The 19,662-nt window shown below is 46.2% G+C and carries 18 protein-coding genes and 2 tRNA genes; 9 read left to right on the top strand and 11 right to left on the bottom strand.

Features of this window, described 5'->3' with window-relative positions; all coding sequences use genetic code 11:
• Positions 1 to 306 precede the first annotated feature (306 nt).
• Positions 307 to 504, top strand: coding sequence for a 50S ribosomal protein L35 (gene rpmI, locus U0033_RS03470; protein WP_072357585.1), 198 nt, complete (start codon positions 307 to 309; stop codon positions 502 to 504).
• A 50-nt stretch (positions 505 to 554) separates the two neighbouring features.
• Entirely contained in the window at positions 555 to 899 is a 345-nt protein-coding gene (gene rplT, locus U0033_RS03465; protein ID WP_072357586.1) for a 50S ribosomal protein L20, read from the top strand.
• A 256-nt stretch (positions 900 to 1,155) separates the two neighbouring features.
• Here rplT and ispE read toward each other — a convergent pair whose 3' ends face one another.
• The 4 genes from ispE to U0033_RS03445 form a co-directional block, all read right to left on the bottom strand.
• Positions 1,156 to 1,950, bottom strand: coding sequence for a 4-(cytidine 5'-diphospho)-2-C-methyl-D-erythritol kinase (gene ispE / locus U0033_RS03460; RefSeq protein ID WP_072357587.1), 795 nt, complete (start codon positions 1,948 to 1,950; stop codon positions 1,156 to 1,158).
• An 18-nt stretch (positions 1,951 to 1,968) separates the two neighbouring features.
• A complete protein-coding gene (locus U0033_RS03455) occupies positions 1,969 to 2,568 on the bottom strand; it encodes a bifunctional nuclease family protein (RefSeq protein WP_072357588.1) in 600 nt (199 codons plus the stop codon).
• Between the two features lie 140 nt (positions 2,569 to 2,708).
• Positions 2,709 to 3,677 (bottom strand): electron transfer flavoprotein subunit alpha/FixB family protein, encoded by a 969-nt coding sequence (locus U0033_RS03450; RefSeq protein ID WP_072357589.1) that lies wholly within the window; start codon positions 3,675 to 3,677, stop codon positions 2,709 to 2,711.
• Positions 3,678 to 3,776: 99 nt separating this feature from the next.
• On the bottom strand, positions 3,777 to 4,517 hold the full coding sequence (locus tag U0033_RS03445; protein ID WP_072357590.1) for an electron transfer flavoprotein subunit beta/FixA family protein: 741 nt from the start codon (positions 4,515 to 4,517) through the stop codon (positions 3,777 to 3,779).
• 53 nt (positions 4,518 to 4,570) lie between these two features.
• Between U0033_RS03445 and U0033_RS03440 the strand changes: the two genes are divergently transcribed.
• Both U0033_RS03440 and tilS read left to right on the top strand, forming a co-directional pair.
• A complete protein-coding gene (locus U0033_RS03440; protein WP_072357591.1) occupies positions 4,571 to 4,879 on the top strand; it encodes a tetratricopeptide repeat protein in 309 nt (102 codons plus the stop codon).
• Positions 4,880 to 5,030: 151 nt separating this feature from the next.
• Complete coding sequence (tilS, locus tag U0033_RS03435) at positions 5,031 to 6,365, top strand: tRNA lysidine(34) synthetase TilS (protein ID WP_072357592.1); 1,335 nt, start codon at positions 5,031 to 5,033, stop codon at positions 6,363 to 6,365.
• Here the strand turns inward: tilS and U0033_RS03430 are convergent.
• From U0033_RS03430 to U0033_RS03400, 7 genes are all read right to left on the bottom strand, one after another.
• Positions 6,358 to 6,813, bottom strand: a complete 456-nt coding sequence (locus U0033_RS03430; RefSeq protein WP_072357593.1) for a response regulator — start codon at positions 6,811 to 6,813, stop codon at positions 6,358 to 6,360. The two genes, tilS and U0033_RS03430, sit on opposite strands and share 8 nt — an antisense overlap.
• A gap of 263 nt (positions 6,814 to 7,076) precedes the next feature.
• Positions 7,077 to 7,706 (bottom strand): rhomboid family intramembrane serine protease, encoded by a 630-nt coding sequence (locus tag U0033_RS03425; protein ID WP_072357594.1) that lies wholly within the window; start codon positions 7,704 to 7,706, stop codon positions 7,077 to 7,079.
• Between the two features lie 41 nt (positions 7,707 to 7,747).
• Positions 7,748 to 8,221 (bottom strand): 23S rRNA (pseudouridine(1915)-N(3))-methyltransferase RlmH, encoded by a 474-nt coding sequence (locus U0033_RS03420; protein ID WP_072357595.1) that lies wholly within the window; start codon positions 8,219 to 8,221, stop codon positions 7,748 to 7,750.
• A 237-nt stretch (positions 8,222 to 8,458) separates the two neighbouring features.
• A tRNA-Arg gene (locus U0033_RS03415) sits at positions 8,459 to 8,532 on the bottom strand.
• A 130-nt stretch (positions 8,533 to 8,662) separates the two neighbouring features.
• Positions 8,663 to 8,736, bottom strand: a tRNA-Arg gene (locus tag U0033_RS03410).
• Between the two features lie 69 nt (positions 8,737 to 8,805).
• Positions 8,806 to 9,096: a hypothetical protein gene (locus tag U0033_RS03405; protein WP_072357597.1), complete on the bottom strand. Its 291-nt coding sequence runs from the start codon at positions 9,094 to 9,096 to the stop codon at positions 8,806 to 8,808.
• A gap of 739 nt (positions 9,097 to 9,835) precedes the next feature.
• Complete coding sequence (locus U0033_RS03400; RefSeq protein ID WP_072357599.1) at positions 9,836 to 10,723, bottom strand: helix-turn-helix domain-containing protein; 888 nt, start codon at positions 10,721 to 10,723, stop codon at positions 9,836 to 9,838.
• 189 nt (positions 10,724 to 10,912) lie between these two features.
• Here U0033_RS03400 and U0033_RS03395 point away from each other — a divergent pair, with 189 nt between their 5' ends.
• Genes U0033_RS03395 through U0033_RS03375 form a run of 5 tightly spaced genes read left to right on the top strand, consistent with a single transcriptional unit; the run spans position 10,913 to position 19,656 of the window.
• On the top strand, positions 10,913 to 14,080 hold the full coding sequence (locus U0033_RS03395) for a SusC/RagA family TonB-linked outer membrane protein (protein ID WP_072357601.1): 3,168 nt from the start codon (positions 10,913 to 10,915) through the stop codon (positions 14,078 to 14,080).
• A 12-nt stretch (positions 14,081 to 14,092) separates the two neighbouring features.
• Complete coding sequence (locus U0033_RS03390) at positions 14,093 to 15,721, top strand: RagB/SusD family nutrient uptake outer membrane protein (protein ID WP_072357602.1); 1,629 nt, start codon at positions 14,093 to 14,095, stop codon at positions 15,719 to 15,721.
• A 21-nt stretch (positions 15,722 to 15,742) separates the two neighbouring features.
• Positions 15,743 to 16,744, top strand: a complete 1,002-nt coding sequence (locus tag U0033_RS03385; protein WP_072357603.1) for an IPT/TIG domain-containing protein — start codon at positions 15,743 to 15,745, stop codon at positions 16,742 to 16,744.
• A gap of 4 nt (positions 16,745 to 16,748) precedes the next feature.
• Entirely contained in the window at positions 16,749 to 17,831 is a 1,083-nt protein-coding gene (locus U0033_RS03380; protein WP_072358276.1) for a glycoside hydrolase family 26 protein, read from the top strand.
• Between the two features lies 1 nt (position 17,832).
• Positions 17,833 to 19,656, top strand: a complete 1,824-nt coding sequence (locus U0033_RS03375) for a sodium:solute symporter family protein (RefSeq protein WP_072357604.1) — start codon at positions 17,833 to 17,835, stop codon at positions 19,654 to 19,656.
• The last annotated feature ends 6 nt before the right edge of the window (positions 19,657 to 19,662 follow it).

Below are 19,662 nucleotides of genomic sequence, written 5' to 3'. Positions count from 1 at the left end.
AAAGTGCTTTCATAGGCCTGGTTAAGTTTTACGATATGGCTTTAAATAATACTATTTTGAAATTAAAATTAACACTAATATACTAAATAGAAAAAATGTGTATTACTTATTACCTAATAAATAAAAGCATAAATGGAAGTAATGGGGGAGAGGAATTTTGATTTTCAGATACTTAATAGGGCCAAAAATATTTTTACATTTGGGCAGAAAAGTTATCCACATCCACGTTCCGTGAATAAAAAAGTTATATTTGACGTTCGTAGTGTCAAATAATTATCTACCTTTGCAGACCAAATTTGATGTAAGATGCCCAAAGTAAAGACTCATTCCCGGGCCAAGAAGACCTTCAAGGTAACCGGGAGCGGACAGATTAAGCGGTATAATGCCTTCAAAAGTCACTTGCTGACTAAGAAAGCTACCAAAAGAAAACGCCACCTGAGAGGCAGCAGCCTGGTTAGTTCAGCTAACCTGGATCTGGTAAAGAGAATGCTCGCACTCAGATAGTCGGTAGTTTAGAAATTATTATTTAACTAAAACGGAAAAAAGAGCACAAAATGCCTCGTTCAGTAAATGCAGTTGCTTCCAGAGCCCGCAGGAAGAAAATATTAAAGCAGGCCAAAGGTTTTTATGGTAAACGTAAAAACGTTTATACCGTAGCCAAAAACGTATTGGAGAAAGGTCTTACATATAGCTATGTAGGCCGTAAATTAAAGAAGAGAAACTACCGTCAGTTGTGGATCGCGCGTATTAACGCAGCAGTTCGTGCAGAAGGTATCACTTATTCTGAGTTCATCCACAAGCTGTCAGTTAAAAATATCGATCTGAACAGAAAGGTATTGGCTGATCTGGCTATGAATGAGCCTGAGACTTTCAAGAAGCTCGTAGCTACCGTTAAATAAGCGGAAGCCTCCAAGGATAAAAATAGAGCCGGTGTCGTAATGACACCGGCTTTGTTATTTCTCCCTGTTGCAGGCGGCCTGCATCTCATTTCTCCTGGAGTAGAATTGATTATTTTAAATACTATTTCTATAAAATTAAAAGGGCTGTCTCTGAACATAGAAGACAGCCCTTTAAATTCGGGTTCCTGACGGAGAAAATATTTTTTTAAAGCGATTTCCAGGGGATTCATTTTACTGCTAATACACCCCCTTTATGCTATATAACAAATGATTTATAGTCTGTTTTGAAGTTCCCTGCTTTCGGAAAGATCCCCACCATTGCCGACCCACTTCCACTCATAGTTGCATACACGGCACCCTGTTGATACATTTTAGCTTTTATCCCTGCCAGTTCCGGATGTGCCTCAAAGATGGGGACTTCGAAATCATTCTTCATTAATCCCTTCCATTCTTCTACAGGCCGTTTTATCACTTCTTTCAGGGAGACTTCCGGTTCCTTCGGTGTCAGTTGTTTGAAGGCCCATCCTGTATTTACATGGATATCAGGATACACGAGTATGATAGTCCAGGCTTTCAGGTCCAGTGTGACCGGCTCCATTATTTCGCCGCGTCCTGTGGCGTAGCAGGGTTGATTGATCACAAAAAACGGGCAATCACTGCCTAATATGGCGGCATATGCTACCAGTCTTTCCTGGCTCAGTTCCAGCTGAAAACGTTGGTTTAAATGCACGAGCATAAAGGCCGCATCAGCAGATCCGCCGCCCAGGCCAGCGCCAATAGGAATATGTTTATGCAGGTGAATATCGATTGCTGGTATAGCAGGAAAGTCTTTTTTGAGCAGATGCCAGGCTTTCAGGCATAAATTATCTTCGGGAGCACCGGGTATGGCAATACCGGAACTATGAAATTGTAGGGTGCCCGGACTTAGCACTTCCAGCGCATCTGTGAGTTGCAGGGGATAGAATACAGTTTCCAGGTCATGAAAACCATCCGTACGCTTGCGAACGATGTGCAGACCCAGGTTTATCTTGCAATTTGGAAAAACGATCATGCGGAAAAAAGGTATGAATTATCTGCTCTTCCGGCTATTGATCTCATCGCGTATTGCGATAGCCCGGATGTAATCTTCCTGTTCCAGTACTTCCTGTAGCAGTTGTGTCAGCTCATCCAGGTTCAGGACTTTCAGGTCATCCTCAGCGCCTTTTTCGTGTTCTGAAATGGTCGGTGTAACAGCTTTTAAACCTTTCTTGCCGGCAGGATCATCGAGTAGGATGCCGGCACTGTTCAGGATGTTTTCATAAGTAAAGATGGGGCAACCAAAACGTACAGCTAATGCGAGGGCATCGGAGGTACGTGAATCAATTTCAATGGTTTCATCATTACTGAAGCAGACCAGTTTTGAATAAAATATCCCTTCCTGCAAATTGCTGATGACTACTTCATGTAATTCAATGTTGAATGCATTCATAAAGTTCTTCATCAGATCGTGTGTCAGTGGGCGGCTGGGTTGCATTTTTTCAAGCGCTACAGCAATAGCCTGTGCTTCAAATCCACCTATTACAATAGGCAATCTGCGCAAACCGTTCACTTCCCCCAATACGACGGCGTATGAATGTGTTTGTGTAATGCTGTGCGAAAGGGCAACTATTTCCAGTTCTATTTTTCTCATATCTGTCCTGCGTTGTCGCTGAATATTTTATAAGTGGTGAAGGTAGAAAAAATATTCCTTATCTAAAAATTACGTAATGCTTGAAAATCCTGAAAAATCGCCGCTGTCTTCAACAGCAGCGATTTTTCAGTACTTAATCTTTATCCTTTTAAAGCCTTGACAGCGGCCGTTAACTTCGGTACTACCTCAAATGCATCGCCGACAATTCCGTAATCTGCGGCCTTGAAGAAAGGGGCTTCAGGATCCTTATTGATCACTACGATCACCTTACTACCATTTACCCCTGCCAAATGTTGTATTGCGCCGGATATTCCTATCGCAAAATACAGGTTTGGTCTTACGGTCAAACCGGTTTGACCCACATGTTCATGGTGTGGGCGCCAGCCGGAATCGGCCACAGGTCTTGAGCAGGCGGTACCTGCACCCAGCACATGCGCCAGGTCGAGTACCAGGTTCCAGTTTTCAGGTCCTTTTAAACCGCGACCGCCACTTACTACGATCTCAGCTTCCGTCAGCGGAATTTCCCCGCTCACGGTTTCTACCTTACTCACTTTTATTCTGAAATCCCCATCGTTGACAGCAGGCTGGAAAGCGGCTACTGTCGCAGTGTTGGACGTTTTCTCTACCGCAAAGGTATTCGGCATTACTGCTATCACCTTTTTAGCGGAAGTGATATTTATGTTGGCAAACGCTTTACCAGAGAACACGCTCTTTTTTACTACAAATCCATTGCTGGTATCAGGATAAGAAACGGCTCCTGATACAAAGCCTGCTTTCAGGCGCGCAGCTACTCTTGGAGCGATTGCCCTGCCATCGAAATTGTGGGGGAATATGATCACATCTGCCGCTTCCTGTTCTGCAGCTGCTGCGATGATCTTTGTAAATACTGTTCCTTCAGTTTCATTCAGTCGTGCATCTGCTGCGTGCAATACTTTGGCTGCACCGTAATTACCGAGTGCAGTTAATTCACTTTCAGGTACTTCTCCCAGTACCAGCACGGTCGCAGTTGTACTAAATTGTTGTGCTACTTTTGCACCATATTGAATCGCTTCAAAAGCCGCCTTTTTAATCCTTCCCTGGGCCTGATCTGCAAATATGAGAATTGACATGTATTTGCTGTTTAGAATTGTTGAATAATGTGCGCGCAGGCATGGGGGCCTGACGTGGAATGATTTTTCTTAACGGGGTATTCAGTAAATCCGGTTAACTTAAATCACTTTTGCTTCTTCGTGTAATAGCTTTACCAGCTCTTCGACATTGTCGGGGCTAATCATTTTTACGCCTGCTTTGGCGGGTGGCAGTTCAAAACTGGCAATTGAGGTCAGGTTATCTGCCGGTGCCGGCTCTATTACCGCCAGTGGCTTGGTTCTTGCAGCCATTATACCACGCATATTCGGGATGCGGGCTTCGGCCATTCCTTTCTGACAGGATACAACTACCGGAAGGTCTACATGCACGACTTCCTCACCACCTTCGATCTCCCTGTTGATCGTAGCGGTATTGCCGCTCAGGTCCAGCTTTGCAGCGATAGATACAAAGGGGAAGTCCAGCAGCTCTGCTACCATACCACCTATGGCGGCGCCATTGTAATCGATGGTTTCCTTTCCTGTCAGGATCAGGTCATAACCCTGCTGCCGGGCGTGGGCTGCGATCTGCGCAGCAATAAAATAACTGTCGGCACTATCGGTGTTTACCCTGAAGGCTTCATCGCCTCCCAATGCAAGGGCTTTACGAATAATAGGCTCTGTGTCGGCACCACCCACGGTAATGAGGTGTACAGTAGCGTTGAGGGTCTCTTTCAGTTCCAGCGCTCTGACCAGGGCATACCATTCATCGTAAGGGTTGATGATGAATTGTACACCCGCTTCATTGAATTTCGTGTTGTTGTCTGTGAAAGCTATTTTTGCAGTCGTGTCCGGAGTTTTACTGATACATACTAATATCTTCATGGCCTTAACTGTTTTATATAAAAAAAAGCGGTATGAGCAAATATATTTAAATAATGGATAGGATAGCCAGTATAAAAGAATTTTTGAAACAGACACCCAATGATAGCTTTCTGAAGCATGCATTGGCGCTGGAATATATAAAGCTGGGCAACGATACGGATGCCCGTCAGCAGTTCGAAGAGCTGCTGGCACACGAACCGGGATACGTGGGTTCGTATTATCATCTTGGCAAACTGCTGGAAAGGGCAGGAGCGGAGCAGGAGGCGATAGCCATATACGAAAAGGGGATGGAGATGGCGAAGGCGGAGAAAAACAAGCATGCGTATAATGAGTTGCAGATGGCGCTGGATGATTTGTTGTAAAACACCGGCAATGATGAACACAGGTAACAGCATGCGCAATTGACGCCGGATGATTTGTTGTAAAGACACCGGCAATCATGAACACTGGTAACAGCATGCGTAATTGACGCCGGATGATTTGTTGTAAAGACTAAACAATAGAACGAATACTATGGATCTACTCAATAGGTTTAAAGAATATCTTTCAAAAGAAAAACTCTACACCCCTGGTGACAAAATTCTGCTGGCAGTAAGCGGGGGCGTGGATTCCGTCATCATGACACACCTGTGTAAACAGGCCGGGATTGACTGTGGCATTGCACATTGCAATTTCCAGCTAAGGGGAGCCGAATCCACAAGAGACGAAACATTTGTAACCGCACTGGCCAACGAACTGGCCCTGCCCCTATATACCATCCGTTTCGATACCGAAACCTACGCCACTGAGAAACGTGTATCCATCCAGGTGGCCGCCCGCGAACTGCGCTATGCCTGGCTGGAAGAAACCCGTCAGCAACACGGATATACCTGTCTTGCTACCGCACATCATATGCAGGACAATGTGGAAACTGTGCTCATGAACTTCTCCAAAGGCACCGGCATTGCAGGCCTTCACGGTATTTTACCTCGGCAGCAACACCTTATCCGCCCACTGCTCTTTGCGCAGAAAAGCGATATACTGGCGCTGGCTGCAGCCAATGGCTATGGATATGTAGAAGACAGTTCAAACATAACTGTAAAATATACACGCAATTATTTCCGGCATAAGGTGATCCCTGTTATCCAGGAAACCTATCCCGCCGCCGTTCCCCAAATGGCCGCCAGCATAGACCGTTTCAGGGAAGCAGAACTGTTGTATAACGAAGCGGTTCAGCGACATAAAAAGAGACTCTTATTCCAGCAGGGAGATAATTACAGAGTTCCCGTTTTAAAGCTGCAAAAAGCAGTACCGCAGCAAACACTTGCCTGGGAGATCTTTAAAGATTTTGGTTGTAGCCCGGCACAGTTGCCACAGGTCATTGACCTCATGCAATCTGAACCCGGCAAATGGGTGGAAACTACCAGCCACCGCATTATCCGCGACAGGGTATGGCTGCTCATTACCTCCCTGGAAGTACAGGAAGCACCTTTGATTGTAATAGAAAAAGAAACCGCTGTGGTACCTGTGAAAGGCGGTACGTTGAAATTGAAGATCCGGCCTGCAGATGGTGCCACCATACCTACATCGCCCCTGATGGCTTGCCTGGATATGGATACCTTACAATTCCCATTGCTGATGCGCCGCTGGAAACAAGGTGATTATTTCTACCCCTTAGGCATGCGGAAAAAGAAAAAGCTCAGCCGCTTTTTTATTGATCAGAAACTCTCCCTGATTCAGAAGGAAAATATATGGGTGCTGGAATCAGCCAAAAGGGTGGTCTGGATCATAGGTATGCGTATAGACGACAGGTGTAAGATCACTCCCAATACCAACCATATGCTGGTGTTGGAATGGCAGCCTATTTAAAGTTTTGGATCAAACTGCTAAGTTCAGGGAAAGAATGTTTCTTTAAACAGAAATCGTAGAAATGCTGTGCTGATACGAGGTACTCCTCATAGGTAAATGGCTTGACCATATAGGAGAGGGCACCGAGTTGACGGCATTCGTGCATTTCCATAACGTTCATGGAGGATGAAAAGATGATGACAGGGATATCCCGGTATGCAGGAATGTTTTTTAGTTCGCGTAAGGTCTCTGTACCGCTCATCCGGGGCATATTCAGGTCCAGTACGATCAGCGAAGGCAAGATGCCTTCATCCTGCGAAAGCTGTTCCATATGCTGTAGTACTTTCTCTCCGTCTTCCACAAGCAAGGGCACGTCTGGCAGATTGATGGCATTGAAAGCGTCCTGCATTATAAAGCGATCTTCCAAATCATCATCGGCCAATAATATTTTCACATTTTGTACTTCCATACCTGGTTGCTACCAATTCTTTATAAAGTGATGACAGGACTCCCGTAGAAAAAAATCCACTAATTGATCCCGTGTCCACAATAGCGCAGTAGGGATATTTACTTCCTTGCTCAATTCGTGTGGCCTCAGATTTCATCAGATGGCGTATTTAGCTTAGCTGGAGCCTTAATTCAGGATCATAAATGCAAAAAGCAGGCCGTGTAAATAGGAAAAGCCGCTTTGGTCTAAGACCAAAGCGGCTTTTCAATATGATATTCTCCCACTTAAAAAGTTGGATGTATTAACTGATTCAGGAAATACAGGAAGATCGCCGGTTTGAAAATAATCGGGAAAATAAGTCCGAAGAGCGCTCCCCAAAGGTGTGCTGAGTGATTGATTCCACCACCTACTCCCTGCGTACGCCTATCCAGGTAAACCGTCATTGCTACATATACTACTGCATACATGATCAGCGGCATTGGAATGATAATGAAATAAATCCTCGCCCATGGAGCAAATAATACCATAGCAAAGATCACCGCAGATATTGCACCGGATGCACCTACTGATGAATAGTAATCATCATCCTTGTGCCTGAGATAGGTTGGTATATTTGAGAAGATTATTGCTAATACATAAAACAGCAGGAAGTAAAATTTAGACTGAAAAATGTTCTCGAATATTTCTTCTATAAAGCGTCCACAAAAATAAAGAGAGAACATGTTAAAACCCAAATGCAGCAGGTCAGCATGTACCAGGCCGGAGGTCAGGAAGCGGTAGTACTGCCTGCGATCCCTGATCATAGTAGGACGCAGACTAAGATCGTAAATTTTATCCGGATATTGGAACAATGTGGTGAGTGATACCAGGCTGGTGATCAGAATAATTGTAGTCGTTAAAGTAAGCCCTTCCATGTTGAATCAAATAATTTATATATTGTAATGTACTTAAAATATCATTGATGGTGATATTTTTCCCTGTTCAAAACTGTATATGCCCTATAAATTTGTTCTGTCATAATTAACCTTACCAGCTGGTGAGGAAAGGTGAGGGGAGACAGCGACATTTTCAGCTGCGCCCTTTCCAACAAACTACTATCGATCCCAAAGGCACCACCGATCAGGATGATCAGCTGCCGGGTGCCGGCATTGGCTCTTTGCTGTAAAAAATCGGCCAGTTGCAGGGTGGTATGCATCTTTCCATGTTCATCCAGGGCCAGCAGGTAATCCTGGGGCTGTAGCATATCCATGATCAGTTTTGCTTCTGCTTTTTTCAGCTCCGGCACAGACAGACTAGCGGCCTGCTTTACCGTAGGGATCAGCTTCAGCTCAAAATCCGTGTAATGCTGCAAGCGCTTCTGGAAAACGGCTATACCCTCCCTGATATAGGCGTCATTTTCCTTCCCAATACTCCAGAGTTGTATTTTCATAAAATATATATAAAAGGAAAAAGGTCGTATCAAAAGTAAAATTTCCGGGTTTTACCGAGGAGCGTGTATTCATGTTTATAAAACGCTCAATACCAGTAGATTGTCACTTTTTTAATAAATTGCAAAGCAACAAATCCTTACCCTTCCCCCCAAGAATTTGACTTGATCCAGGATTACCTTTGATCCAGGCTCAAAAAGAAAAGCCCGATTCATGTTGATGAATCGGGCTTTTTTGGGTGACCTCGTCTGGATTCAAACCAGAAACCTTCTGATCCGTAGTCAGATGCTCTATTCAGTTGAGCTACGAAGCCATTTGTGTTGCCATTTGGCTGTTTGGGAGGGCAAATTTAGAAAACATATTCCAGAAATCCAAATTTAGCCTTTTCTTTTTTGAAGTTGAAATTCTCTGTGCCCTTTCAGTACAAATATTTTCCTTCTTTGTGACCTCGTCTGGATTCAAACCAGAAACCTTCTGATCCGTAGTCAGATGCTCTATTCAGTTGAGCTACGAAGCCATTCCCGCGATTGGGATTGCAAAAGTAGAATTTATTTTCAAATCGCCAAAAAAGATTTAAACTTTTTTTCTATCTAACTCCAATGGCTCTATGAAAACCGATTTTATGCAACAGGTATATACCCCCTGAAAGTGACACCTCTGCCGGCTTCTCCGCTGGCAGTGATAGCGCCCCGGTGGTTTTCCGTAATTTTCTTACAGATAGCCAGGCAGTTCCCGCACCTGCATAAGTGTTCCGGTCATGGCGTTTGTAAAAGATATCAAAGATCTTTTCATTGTACCCTGGCCCGAAACCAATACCATTGTCCGGGATACGGATGCAATAGAAGCTTTCTGTACCCCGGCACGAAACCAATACCATTGTCCGGGATACGGATATAATAGAAGCTTTTTGTGCCCCGGCCCGAAACCAATACCATTGTCCTGATACGGATACAATAGAAGTTTTTTGTACCCTGGCCCGAAACCAATACCATTGTCCCGATACGGATGCAATAGAAGCTTTCTGTACCCTGGTCCGAAACCAATACTATTGTCCGGGATACGGATGCAATAGAAGCTTTCTGTACCCCGGCACGAAACCAATACTACCGTCCTGATACGGACGCAGTAGAAGTATTCCTCGTCAAACCGGCAAATCTTCACCCTGTCGAAGCCGGTAATACGCCGTTTCAACAGCGATGTTCCGGCAGCGTTCCTGGAGCCCTCTATAAAGCCGATAAAGCCCCTTGTTTGGTCAAAGGCATAACCTGGGTCATTTTCCTGCTCCAGGCGTTTTTCGAGGCTTAAAATGCGAAATTTCCCACGGGGATCGGCAGAATTCGATCCAAAAGGCAGGTTTATCCCCCAGGTCAGGTACCAGTTTGAAGCTTATTTTGAAAAGAGAGGCCTGCACCCGGCTTAATATGATACCGTTTTGCCTGGCCAAAAAGGGAGATAACCCGCAGATAACCCGCCTATATCCCGCCTATAAGCCGCCTTTAACCCGTATCTTTAAAGAGGCGGGATATCTGCGGGTTATCAACGGATCATTCCGGGCACAGCCTTATTACCGGGCATGAGCAAACCCGAAAGAAACCCCTGTCTTTGAAAGGAAAAGCCTAAATAAATGTGCGTACTCCTGAAGATGAAGTATACGCCTGCCTGAACTCCTTGGGTGTACAATCTTTTTTCTTCCTGAAAATCCGGTTGAAATTAGAGATATTATTGAACCCGCATTTATAAGCTATTTCGTTAATACTGTGCGTGGTTTCTATCAGCATGCGGGAGGCATGCCCCAACCGGATCTCAATGAGCGTGTCAACAAAGGTTTTCCCAATTTTCAACTTGAAAAAACGACTGAATGACACCTCCGTCATAGCGGCAATTTTTGCAGCCTCGCCAAGACTTACATTTTTATCAAAATGGGCATTCAGGTACTTCATCACATTGTCAATCCTGCGGCTGTTGTAAGACAGCGTTTCGGTATTCCGGAAACTTGCATCCGACAGGATCCGCATATTCCTGGAAATAGACAAATCATGCAGGATAGACAATAATTCAAGCACTGAATCAAATCCCTGTTTGTGTGGCAACTGGATCAGGCGGGGCATGATATTGCCCACCGTCTCAGGCGAAAAGAGGATCCCCCGCAGCGATTTTTCCAGCATACTCCTGATAAAACTCATCTGGTTACGCTGCAGGAACTTATCGTCAAACAGATCCCGGTGAAACTGGATCGTAATTTCCCTGATCATACCGCCATTATGCTTGTGTGTAAACCACCCATGCTGCAGGTTCGGACCCACCAGCACCAGTTCAAGCGCTCCTATTTCCTCCATATGATCGCCGATTATACGCTTTGCACCGCTGGCATACTGGATGAAATTCAGTTCAAACTCTTCGTGATAATGCAGAGGGAAATCAAAACCCGTTTTCTCCCGGGCAAATAAAGTGAAGCAGTCATTAGGTGTCAGCGGAGTAATCTCCCTTAGTAATTTCCCTCTCATAGTGATTGGATGCTATCTGCAAGTTAGTAATATTAGCATAGTATTTATGAAATAAAGTATTATTTCAGGCAATCCGCCCACAGTAACCGTATACCCTTGAATATGACAGATAAAATACAATATTGAGATAAAAAAGTATTACAATTCAGTATGAATTAAAGGCATCTTTGCCTTAAATACGCACACGTTATGAAAAACAATCTTTTAAAAGGATTCCCTCTCCTTTTAATCATCCTGTGCCATGTGGCGGTCTTTGCCCAGGACCGAAAGATCACAGGCACTATCAAAGATGAAAAAGGGAATTCCCTGCCCGGTGCTACCATCCAGGTGAAAGGCCTGAAACTGGCAACCAGCACCGACGTTAATGGACACTACAGCCTGACCCTGCCTCAAAATGGAAAAGTACTCGTTATTTCCTTTATCGGCATGGTGCCACAGGAATTGCCCATTACTCAAAAATCAATGTACGATGCTACCCTGCAGCTGCAATCCACCCAGCTCAATGACCTGGTAGTAATCGGTTATGGTACGGTACGCCGTTCCGACCTCACAGGTGCTGTACAGAAAATCAGCAAAGACGACCTGGTGAGGAATAACCCCACCAATGCACTGGAAGCCTTACAGGGTAAGCTGGCCGGGGTCAATGTCACCCAGAATGATGGGGCTCCCGGCGCTGGCCTGAGCATCCGCGTTCGTGGTTCCAACTCATTCCTCGGCGGAACAGAACCCCTGTACGTAATAGACGGGGTTCCCTTTAACAATAGCAGCAGCGGCTCCACACCTGCGTCTATCGGCGATGATGAGAAACAAACTATCAATGCCATGGCCTTCGTCAACCCCAGCGACATTGAATCCATCGAGGTTTTGAAAGATGCTTCCGCTACCGCTATCTATGGCTCCCGCGGTGCAAACGGCGTCGTGCTCATTACCACAAAACGCGGCCGCAGCGGCAAAGACAAGGTTGAACTCAACATCAGCATGGGCGTGAACGAAGTGTTCAAAAAGATCCACATGCTGAATGCCCACGACTATGCCCTGTACCAGAATGAATCTTTCCGTAACGAAAACGAGATCGAAGGCACCTCCTATGATCTTCCATATCCCGGCAAGAAGATGCCCGTATCCGGTTACCCCGATTCGACCTACTATGCCCCGGGCCCGGATGATTATGGCACCGGTACCAACTGGCAGGATATTGTCTTCCGCCACGCCCTCACACAGAATTATACCCTGAGTGTATCCGGCGGCAGCGATGCAGGTAATCATAGCCTGTCATTCAACTACCTGAACCAGGATGGTACAATCCTCAATTCCAGTTACAAACGCTACAACGTTAACCTGAACCTGAACAGGAATATTGGTCAGCATGTAAAGATCGGTACCAGTACTATGATCAGCCGCTCTGTCATGAACGGCGTCAAGACAGGTACCACCAAAATAGATGATGTCACCGCAGGCGTTGTAAGGTCTGCGCTGACTTTCCCCAGCACACTATCACTTACAGATCCTGCATCCGGCGCTTTCACCAGTGTTTATTTCGTTACTAACCCCTACATATATACGAGAGATGTGCTGAACAAAGTTTCAAGTATTAATATTTTCTCTTCCAACTACGCAGAAGTAAGTATTACAAAAGACCTGAAGTTCCGCCAGAACATCGGCATGAACTACGCCTACAACCTCCGCGATCAGTATTATCCCCGCAGCGTTTACGAGGGCCAGTCTGTAAACGGCTGGGGCCTGAAAGCGGACGATACCTGGAGCAGCGTTGTGTCTGAAAGCCTGCTCACCTATATGAAGCAGCTAAACAAACACACCATCAATGTAGTTGCAGGTACTACTTACGAACGTACCGACGGTCAGTCTAAAAACATGCAGGCCAAGGATTTTCCCAATGACATTATGAAGAATGAAAACCTGTATGCCGGCGAGATCCAGGTAACACCAACCAATAACCGGTATAGTTCTACACTCATCTCCGGACTGGTACGTGCCAACTATAACTATGCTGATAAATACCTGCTCACTGCCAGCGTACGCCGGGATGGTTCCAGTAAATTCGGGAAGGATAATAAATGGGCCAACTTCCCATCCTTTGCGCTCGCGTGGAAACTGGTCAATGAGAATTTCCTGAAAGGAAATAAAACCATCTCTGACCTGAAACTCCGTGCCAGCTACGGACAAACCGGTAACCAGGGGATTGGTTCTTATTCCTCTCTCTCTAAACTGGCAGTGTATAATTACATCCTGGGTGGTAGTGTTGTGACCGGTCTGGCAGATGATTACTACTCCGGTCCGGCAAACAATAAACTGAAATGGGAAAGTACCAGGGCCTATAACCTGGGCGTTGACATCGGGCTTTATAACAGGGTGAACCTGCACGTGGAAGTCTACAAAAAGAAAACGGAAGATCTGCTGCAATACATTGTCACACCCGCTTCCAGTGGCTATAGCAAAGCCCTTCGTAACTCAGGCAGTGTAGAAAACAAAGGACTGGAAATTGCGGTAGACGGTATGCCCATCAAAACGAAAGACTTTGAATGGACACTGAATGCCAACATCGCGTTCAACAGGAACAAGATCCTCAGCCTCGGGGGCGATGTAAAGGAGCAGTTTGCCGACAACATCAATACCAGCGATGCGCCATTTATTCAAAAGGTCGGTCATCCTATCGGGGCCATTTATGGATACAAGGAAGATGGTTATTATGACAATGAAGCAGAGGTACGCCATGATCCATACTACGCCTCACAATCAGACGCTATTGTAAAGAGAACCATTGGTGAGATCAAATACAAAGACCAGGATGGACAACCGGGGATCACCACCAATGACCGTACTTTCATTGGAAACACTAATCCGGATTACACCTTTGGCATCACTAACAATCTCCGTTATAAAAACTGGGATCTGAGCATCTTCGTCAGTGGGGTGCAGGGCAATGATGTGATCAATATGAACTACCGTTTCTTTGGTAATATCGGCGATTACAAGAACATTACCCAGGCCATGTGGGATGGGCGATGGCAGGCAGGTAAGAACAACAGCAATGCGACCGGACCCAAAGCGCTACACCAGTTCTGGCGCAGCATGTACTTCTCCCGCAGGTATATAGAAGATGGCAGTTTTGTGAAGATCAAGAACGTACAGGTAGGGTATAACGTACCGAACAAACTACCGGGTATTTCTGCACTCCGTGTATCCCTGGCAGTGAATAACCTCTACACCTTTACCAAATACACCGGCTATGATCCCGAGGTAAACGGCTTTGGTGATAATCCTGCGTTGTTCGGCGTAGACCTGGGAGGGTATCCCGGTTCAAGAACTTATACGTTCAGTGTTCGTGCTAATTTCTAAAATGACCACATCATGAAAAAAGTAATTCTTATAATAGCGGCGGTAGGTATGCTGTTCGTCAGCGCCTGCAAAAAGCAGCTGGAAGAAACGTCTTACAGCTTCATCTCACCGGATGATTTTTATACCAGCGGAGACGATGCGGTGACTGCCGTAAACGGTATCTACAGCGAACTATATACTTACGATCTCTATACCCAGCCATTCTGGAACCTGACACTGCTTGATGATGACCATGTATCCGGCGCCGACTGGTACCTGGGTTATGCGGGTGCCGGTAACCCCTCTACTTACTGGGGTATTGACCGTCCATGGTCTGGTTTGTACCTCATGATTTCAAGGGCCAATACGGTGCTGGAGAAAGTACCGGGCATCGCCTCATCAGCCATTACCAATGACCTGAGAAGCAGGGTGATGGGCGAGGCCTGGTTCCTGAGGGGATGGGCATATTTCCAGCTGGTACAGTTATATGGCGGTGTGCCTTTGCGCATGCATTCACTGTCAGCAGATCCCAATCAGAATATTCCCCGTTCTTCTGTAAAAGCCGTCTATGATACCATTGTGAGCGATCTGAAACGTGCAGAAGCCAGTTTATTTTATGCCACTGATTCCCGCTCCGGTCAGACCGGCCGTGTGAACAAAGGCGTAGCGCAGGGATTTCTGGCAAAGGTATACCTGACCATGGGTTCCGGCTCACTGAGCGGCAATATTGCTGTACGGGGCGGGCAGGATAATGCTTACTATAGTTATACCAAAAACGTGGTAGCAGGCTATGATAGTTTAAACAGTAAGGCCTGTTATACCCTGGCAAGAGATAAAGCACTGGAGCTGATCCAGGCAGGACAATATTCCCTCTTTGACAACTGGGCGGCTATCTGGACAAAGGCTAACCGCAATGGGAAAGAGCACCTGTGGGAGATTCAATCCCTCGCCGGTTCTTCCTTTGTAAATGACCTGCATTCTTATTTTACAGCCGGTTCCTATAATTTTGGATTAGGCGCCGTCTGGATGACCAATAACCATTATAAGAACTATGAAGAAGGGCTGGATACCCGTGTAGTGGATGGCGTTACCCACCAGTATACTGCCTACAGGAAAACATCAGCCGGTACAAATTATTACTATCCATCCTGGGAGTCTGCCAAATACAGCAAAGATGCCAATGGCAATTCTTATTACAACAATGGCGGTACTGATAATAAGGCATTTGTCAACAAGTTCAGCGATGTATCAGATCCTGCCGTATCTACCAGCGATGCTTTCTTCCCGGTGATGCGCTATTCAGAAGTGCTGCTCATGTATGCAGAAGCAGAGAACGAAGTGAATGGAGGACCGGATGCCAGTGCTTATCAATACCTGAACCAGGTAAGACAAAGATCAAAAGCGACGACGGCACCTACAGGGCTTACGCAGGAAGAGTTCCGCAGTTTTGTACTGGAAGAAAGAGGCCGGGAATTCTCACTGGAAAACATTCGCAGGTATGACCTGATCCGCTGGGGCGTGTACCTGCAGGTGATGAATAAAATATCACTTGGCCAGGATAATATATCTAAAGTAAGGACGAATAAAAACCTGCTGTTACCCATCCCAACCAGCGAGTTAAGTTCCAATTCAGCCATCACAAGCAATAATCCCGGATGGTGATTCACCTTTAAAAATTCACGTATGAAAAAACTACTCTTTATAGCCCTTGTACTTTTTGGTAGTTGTAAAAAGGACGACGCCGGAGATACTGCAGCACCCATTATTTCATCCGTCACAACTACTACAGACAGGAGCACCAGCATCAGTTCCGGTGCACTGTCAGCATGGGTGCAGATAAAAGGGATGCACCTGGCTACTACGCAAACAGTGCGCTTTAATACACTTGAGGTAAGTGCTTCCGCATTGTATGCCACTGATACCAGTGTGACAGTACAGATTCCGGCGGCCATTGCTGACAGTCTTACGAACAAGGTAACTGTCATCACTAAATATGGTCAGGCCGATTACGCCTTCAGGGTCGAAATCCCTGCACCGGTCATTACGGCTTTTAATCCTGCGGTAGGCAATGCGGGTACTGTTGTGAACATCGCCGGTAACTGGTTTCAAAACCTGGAGCAGGTGAAGGTCGGTACGCTGACTGCCGACATCCTGTCAAAGACTGATACGACTATCCAGGTCAAAATCCCGGATGCGTATACAACACCGGGATATTTCTATATTACCACTACCACAGGCGGTACTACGAAATCTGCGAATCCATTCGGGATGAGTTATGCCATCTATGACGATGCCGCCAATGCTGACTGGTGGTTTGGGCCCTGGTCTGCGGATGCAAGCTATGGCAGTACAGAAAAGGTACACAGGGGCACTGGCAGCATCAAGGTACAATATACCGGTGGCTATGGTGGATTTCAGTGTGGTGCCTGGGTAGATGTAAAGAGCTACCAGGGAATCCGCTTATCTATTTATGGAGGCAGTGGGACCAAAGGAATGCAGGTGAAACTGTACATCAATGGCGTAGCTGGTACCAGTGCATTGCTGACCCTAACTGAGGGTGCGTGGACGGATTACAGTGTACCGTTCAGCGCATTGGGTAATCCGGATATCCTGTCTGCACTGGTGATCCAGGAGTTCAGTAATAATAATAGTTTGATCTATATCGATGACCTGGGATTATTCTAAGCATATGAAACTATATTGTGTAATACTTCTTTTTCTGAGTACGCCTGTATTTGCACAGGCAGATCAACAGGCGAATACGGCTACGAAGAACCTGTACAAAAATTTGCAGGCATTACCTGGAAAGGGTTTCCTGGTGGGGCACCAGGATGACCTGGCGTATGGTGTGAACTGGAAATACAAGGAAGGGAATAGTGATGTAAAAGCCGTTTGCGGAGATTACCCGGGATTGTATGGCTGGGACCTTGGTGGCATAGAATTGTCTGGTGGTGCGAATAACCTGGATGGGGTTCCATTCAGGAAAATGAGGCAGTATATCAAAGAAGGTTTTCAGCGGGGAGGCGTGATCACGATCAGCTGGCATGCGCGCAGCCCTTTAGGTGCAGAAAAGGGGGCCTGGGATACGACGCATGGCACGGTAACGAGTATCCTGCCTGGTGGTGTAAATCATGCTTTGTATAAAGCCTGGCTGGATAAGGTAGCTGGTTTTCTGCAATCACTGGACGGAATTCCTGTACTGTTCCGACCCTTTCACGAGCTCACGGGGAACTGGTTCTGGTGGGGGCGTAGTGCCTGTACACCCGCAGAATTTATCACGCTCTGGCGTTTTACGGTTTACTACCTGAAAGCGGAAAAGCACCTGCATAATTTACTTTATGTATACAATACAGGAGGAGAAACAAAGCGGGAGATTTTCCTGGAAAGATACCCGGGCGATGATATGGTGGATGTAATCAGTTTTGACAGTTATCAATATGATGATGGCTATGTGAAAAATGTACAGCAGCAGCTGGCATTGCTGGATAGTATTGCAACAGAAAAAGGAAAGATCCCGGCTTTTGGAGAGACAGGTTATGAAGCAATACCTGATGCCAGGTGGTGGACGCAAAGCCTGCTAAACGCTATTGGATCTCACAAAATAGCCTGGGTATTACTCTGGCGTAATCATGGGTATAATGAATCAATGAAAAAGATGCATTATTACATGCCTTATCCCGGCCAGGGATCTGCAGATGATTTCAGGACTTTTTATAATAATGATAAAACGCTGTTTGAACGCGATGCAGCGGCAATAGGATTATACAAGTAATATGCGACTAACACTATTCGATGCCGCCATCATTGTGCTATATCTCATAGGTATGGTAATGATTGGCTGGTTCCTCCGTAAGAAAGCCCGGCAGAACAAAGAGAGTTACCTCATGGGCGGCAAGCAGCTGCCATGGTATTTATTAGGCCTCTCAGATGCCTCTGATATGTTCGACATCAGTGGTACCATGTGGATGGTAGCGCTTTGTTTTGTGTACGGTATGAAGAGCATCTGGATCCCCTGGTTATGGCCGGTATTTAACCAGGTATTCAATATGATGTACCTGTCCAAATGGCTGCGCCGCTCCAATGCCAACACCGGCGCCGAATGGCTTGCCACCCGCTTTGGGCTGAGTGGCAGGGGCGTGAAGTCCTCACACAATGTAGTGGTGGCTTTTGCCTTATTAGGTTGCCTGGGCTTTTTGGCGTATGGCTTTGTAGGCCTGGGTAAGTTCATCGAAATATTTGTACCCTGGCACCTGGTACAGCCCTACATCCCGTTCTATGTGTCGCCTGCGTATGTACCACATGTATATGGTATCATCTTTACCCTGTTTGCTATGTTCTATTCCATCCTGGGGGGCATGCACAGCATTGTACTGAGTGATATGATCAAGTACATCATTATGACGGTGGGTTGTTTTGCAATCGCCGGCATTGCGATGGTGCACCTGCATGGCAAGTCACTACCGGTGCCTGACGGCTGGGCCAATCCTTTCTTTGGATGGAAACTGGACCTGGACTGGTCAGCGCTGATTGCTGATGCGAATAAAAAAATCGCGGATGATGGGTATGGGCTTTTCGGATTGTTCTTTATGATGATGCTGTTCAAAGGTGTATTTGCCAGTCTGGCCGGGCCGGCACCCAACTACGACATGCAAAAGGTATTGAGCAGCCGCTCTCCGAAAGAAGCGAGTAAAATGACAGGCTTTGTATCGCTGATCCTCCTGCCGGTACGGTATTCCATGATCATTGGTTTAACGGTGCTGGCCTTGTTGTACTACCATCAGCTGGACGTCAAAGGTGCGGGGGGTACGGATTTCGAAAGGATCTTACCGGCAGCCATCAATGCATTTCTGCCGGCGGGCATCCTGGGAATTGTGCTGACAGGCTTGCTGGGGGCGTTTATGGGCACATTTAGCGGCACGCTGAATGCCGCACAGGCATATATCGTGAATGACATTTACCTGAAGTATGTGAACCCGGGGGCATCGAATAAAAAGATCATTTCTATGAACTATACCGTAGGGGTATTGACGGTAGCTGTCAGTATTGTACTCGGCTTCTTTGCAAAGGATGTGAACAGCATCCTGCAATGGATCGTAGGCGCACTTTACGGGGGCTATATTGCCGCTAATATGCTCAAATGGTACTGGTGGCGTTTCAATGCCAGCGGCTTCTTCTGGGGCATGATTTGCGGTATTGCTGCGGCATTGATCTTCCCCTTCATTTTTAAGGGTTTACCCTTATACAACTGGCCATTATTATTTCTCATTTCGCTGGTAGGCTGTGTGGCAGGCACTTATGCGGCACCACCTACAGCGATGGATACCTTGAAAACATTTTACCGCACGGTGAAGCCATGGGGCTTTTGGGCACCGGTACATGCACTGGTGATAGCAGAAGATCCGGGCTTCCAGGCCAACCGCCGCTTTGGACTGGATATGTTCAACGTGGTACTGGGCATCATTGCCCAATGCTGCCTGACCATTCTGCCGATGTACGTGGTGCTCTGGTGTCAATGGCCACTGCTGGTAACGGTATGCATCCTTGTGGTGATTGCATTTATTTTAAAACGCACCTGGTGGAACAAACTGGAAAATTAAACGTGA

Origin of the sequence: Chitinophaga sancti, assembly GCF_034424315.1 — a bacterium.
Taxonomy (GTDB): Bacteria; Bacteroidota; Bacteroidia; order Chitinophagales; family Chitinophagaceae; genus Chitinophaga; species Chitinophaga sancti.
This window is presented reverse-complemented; position numbering and strand designations above follow the sequence as displayed.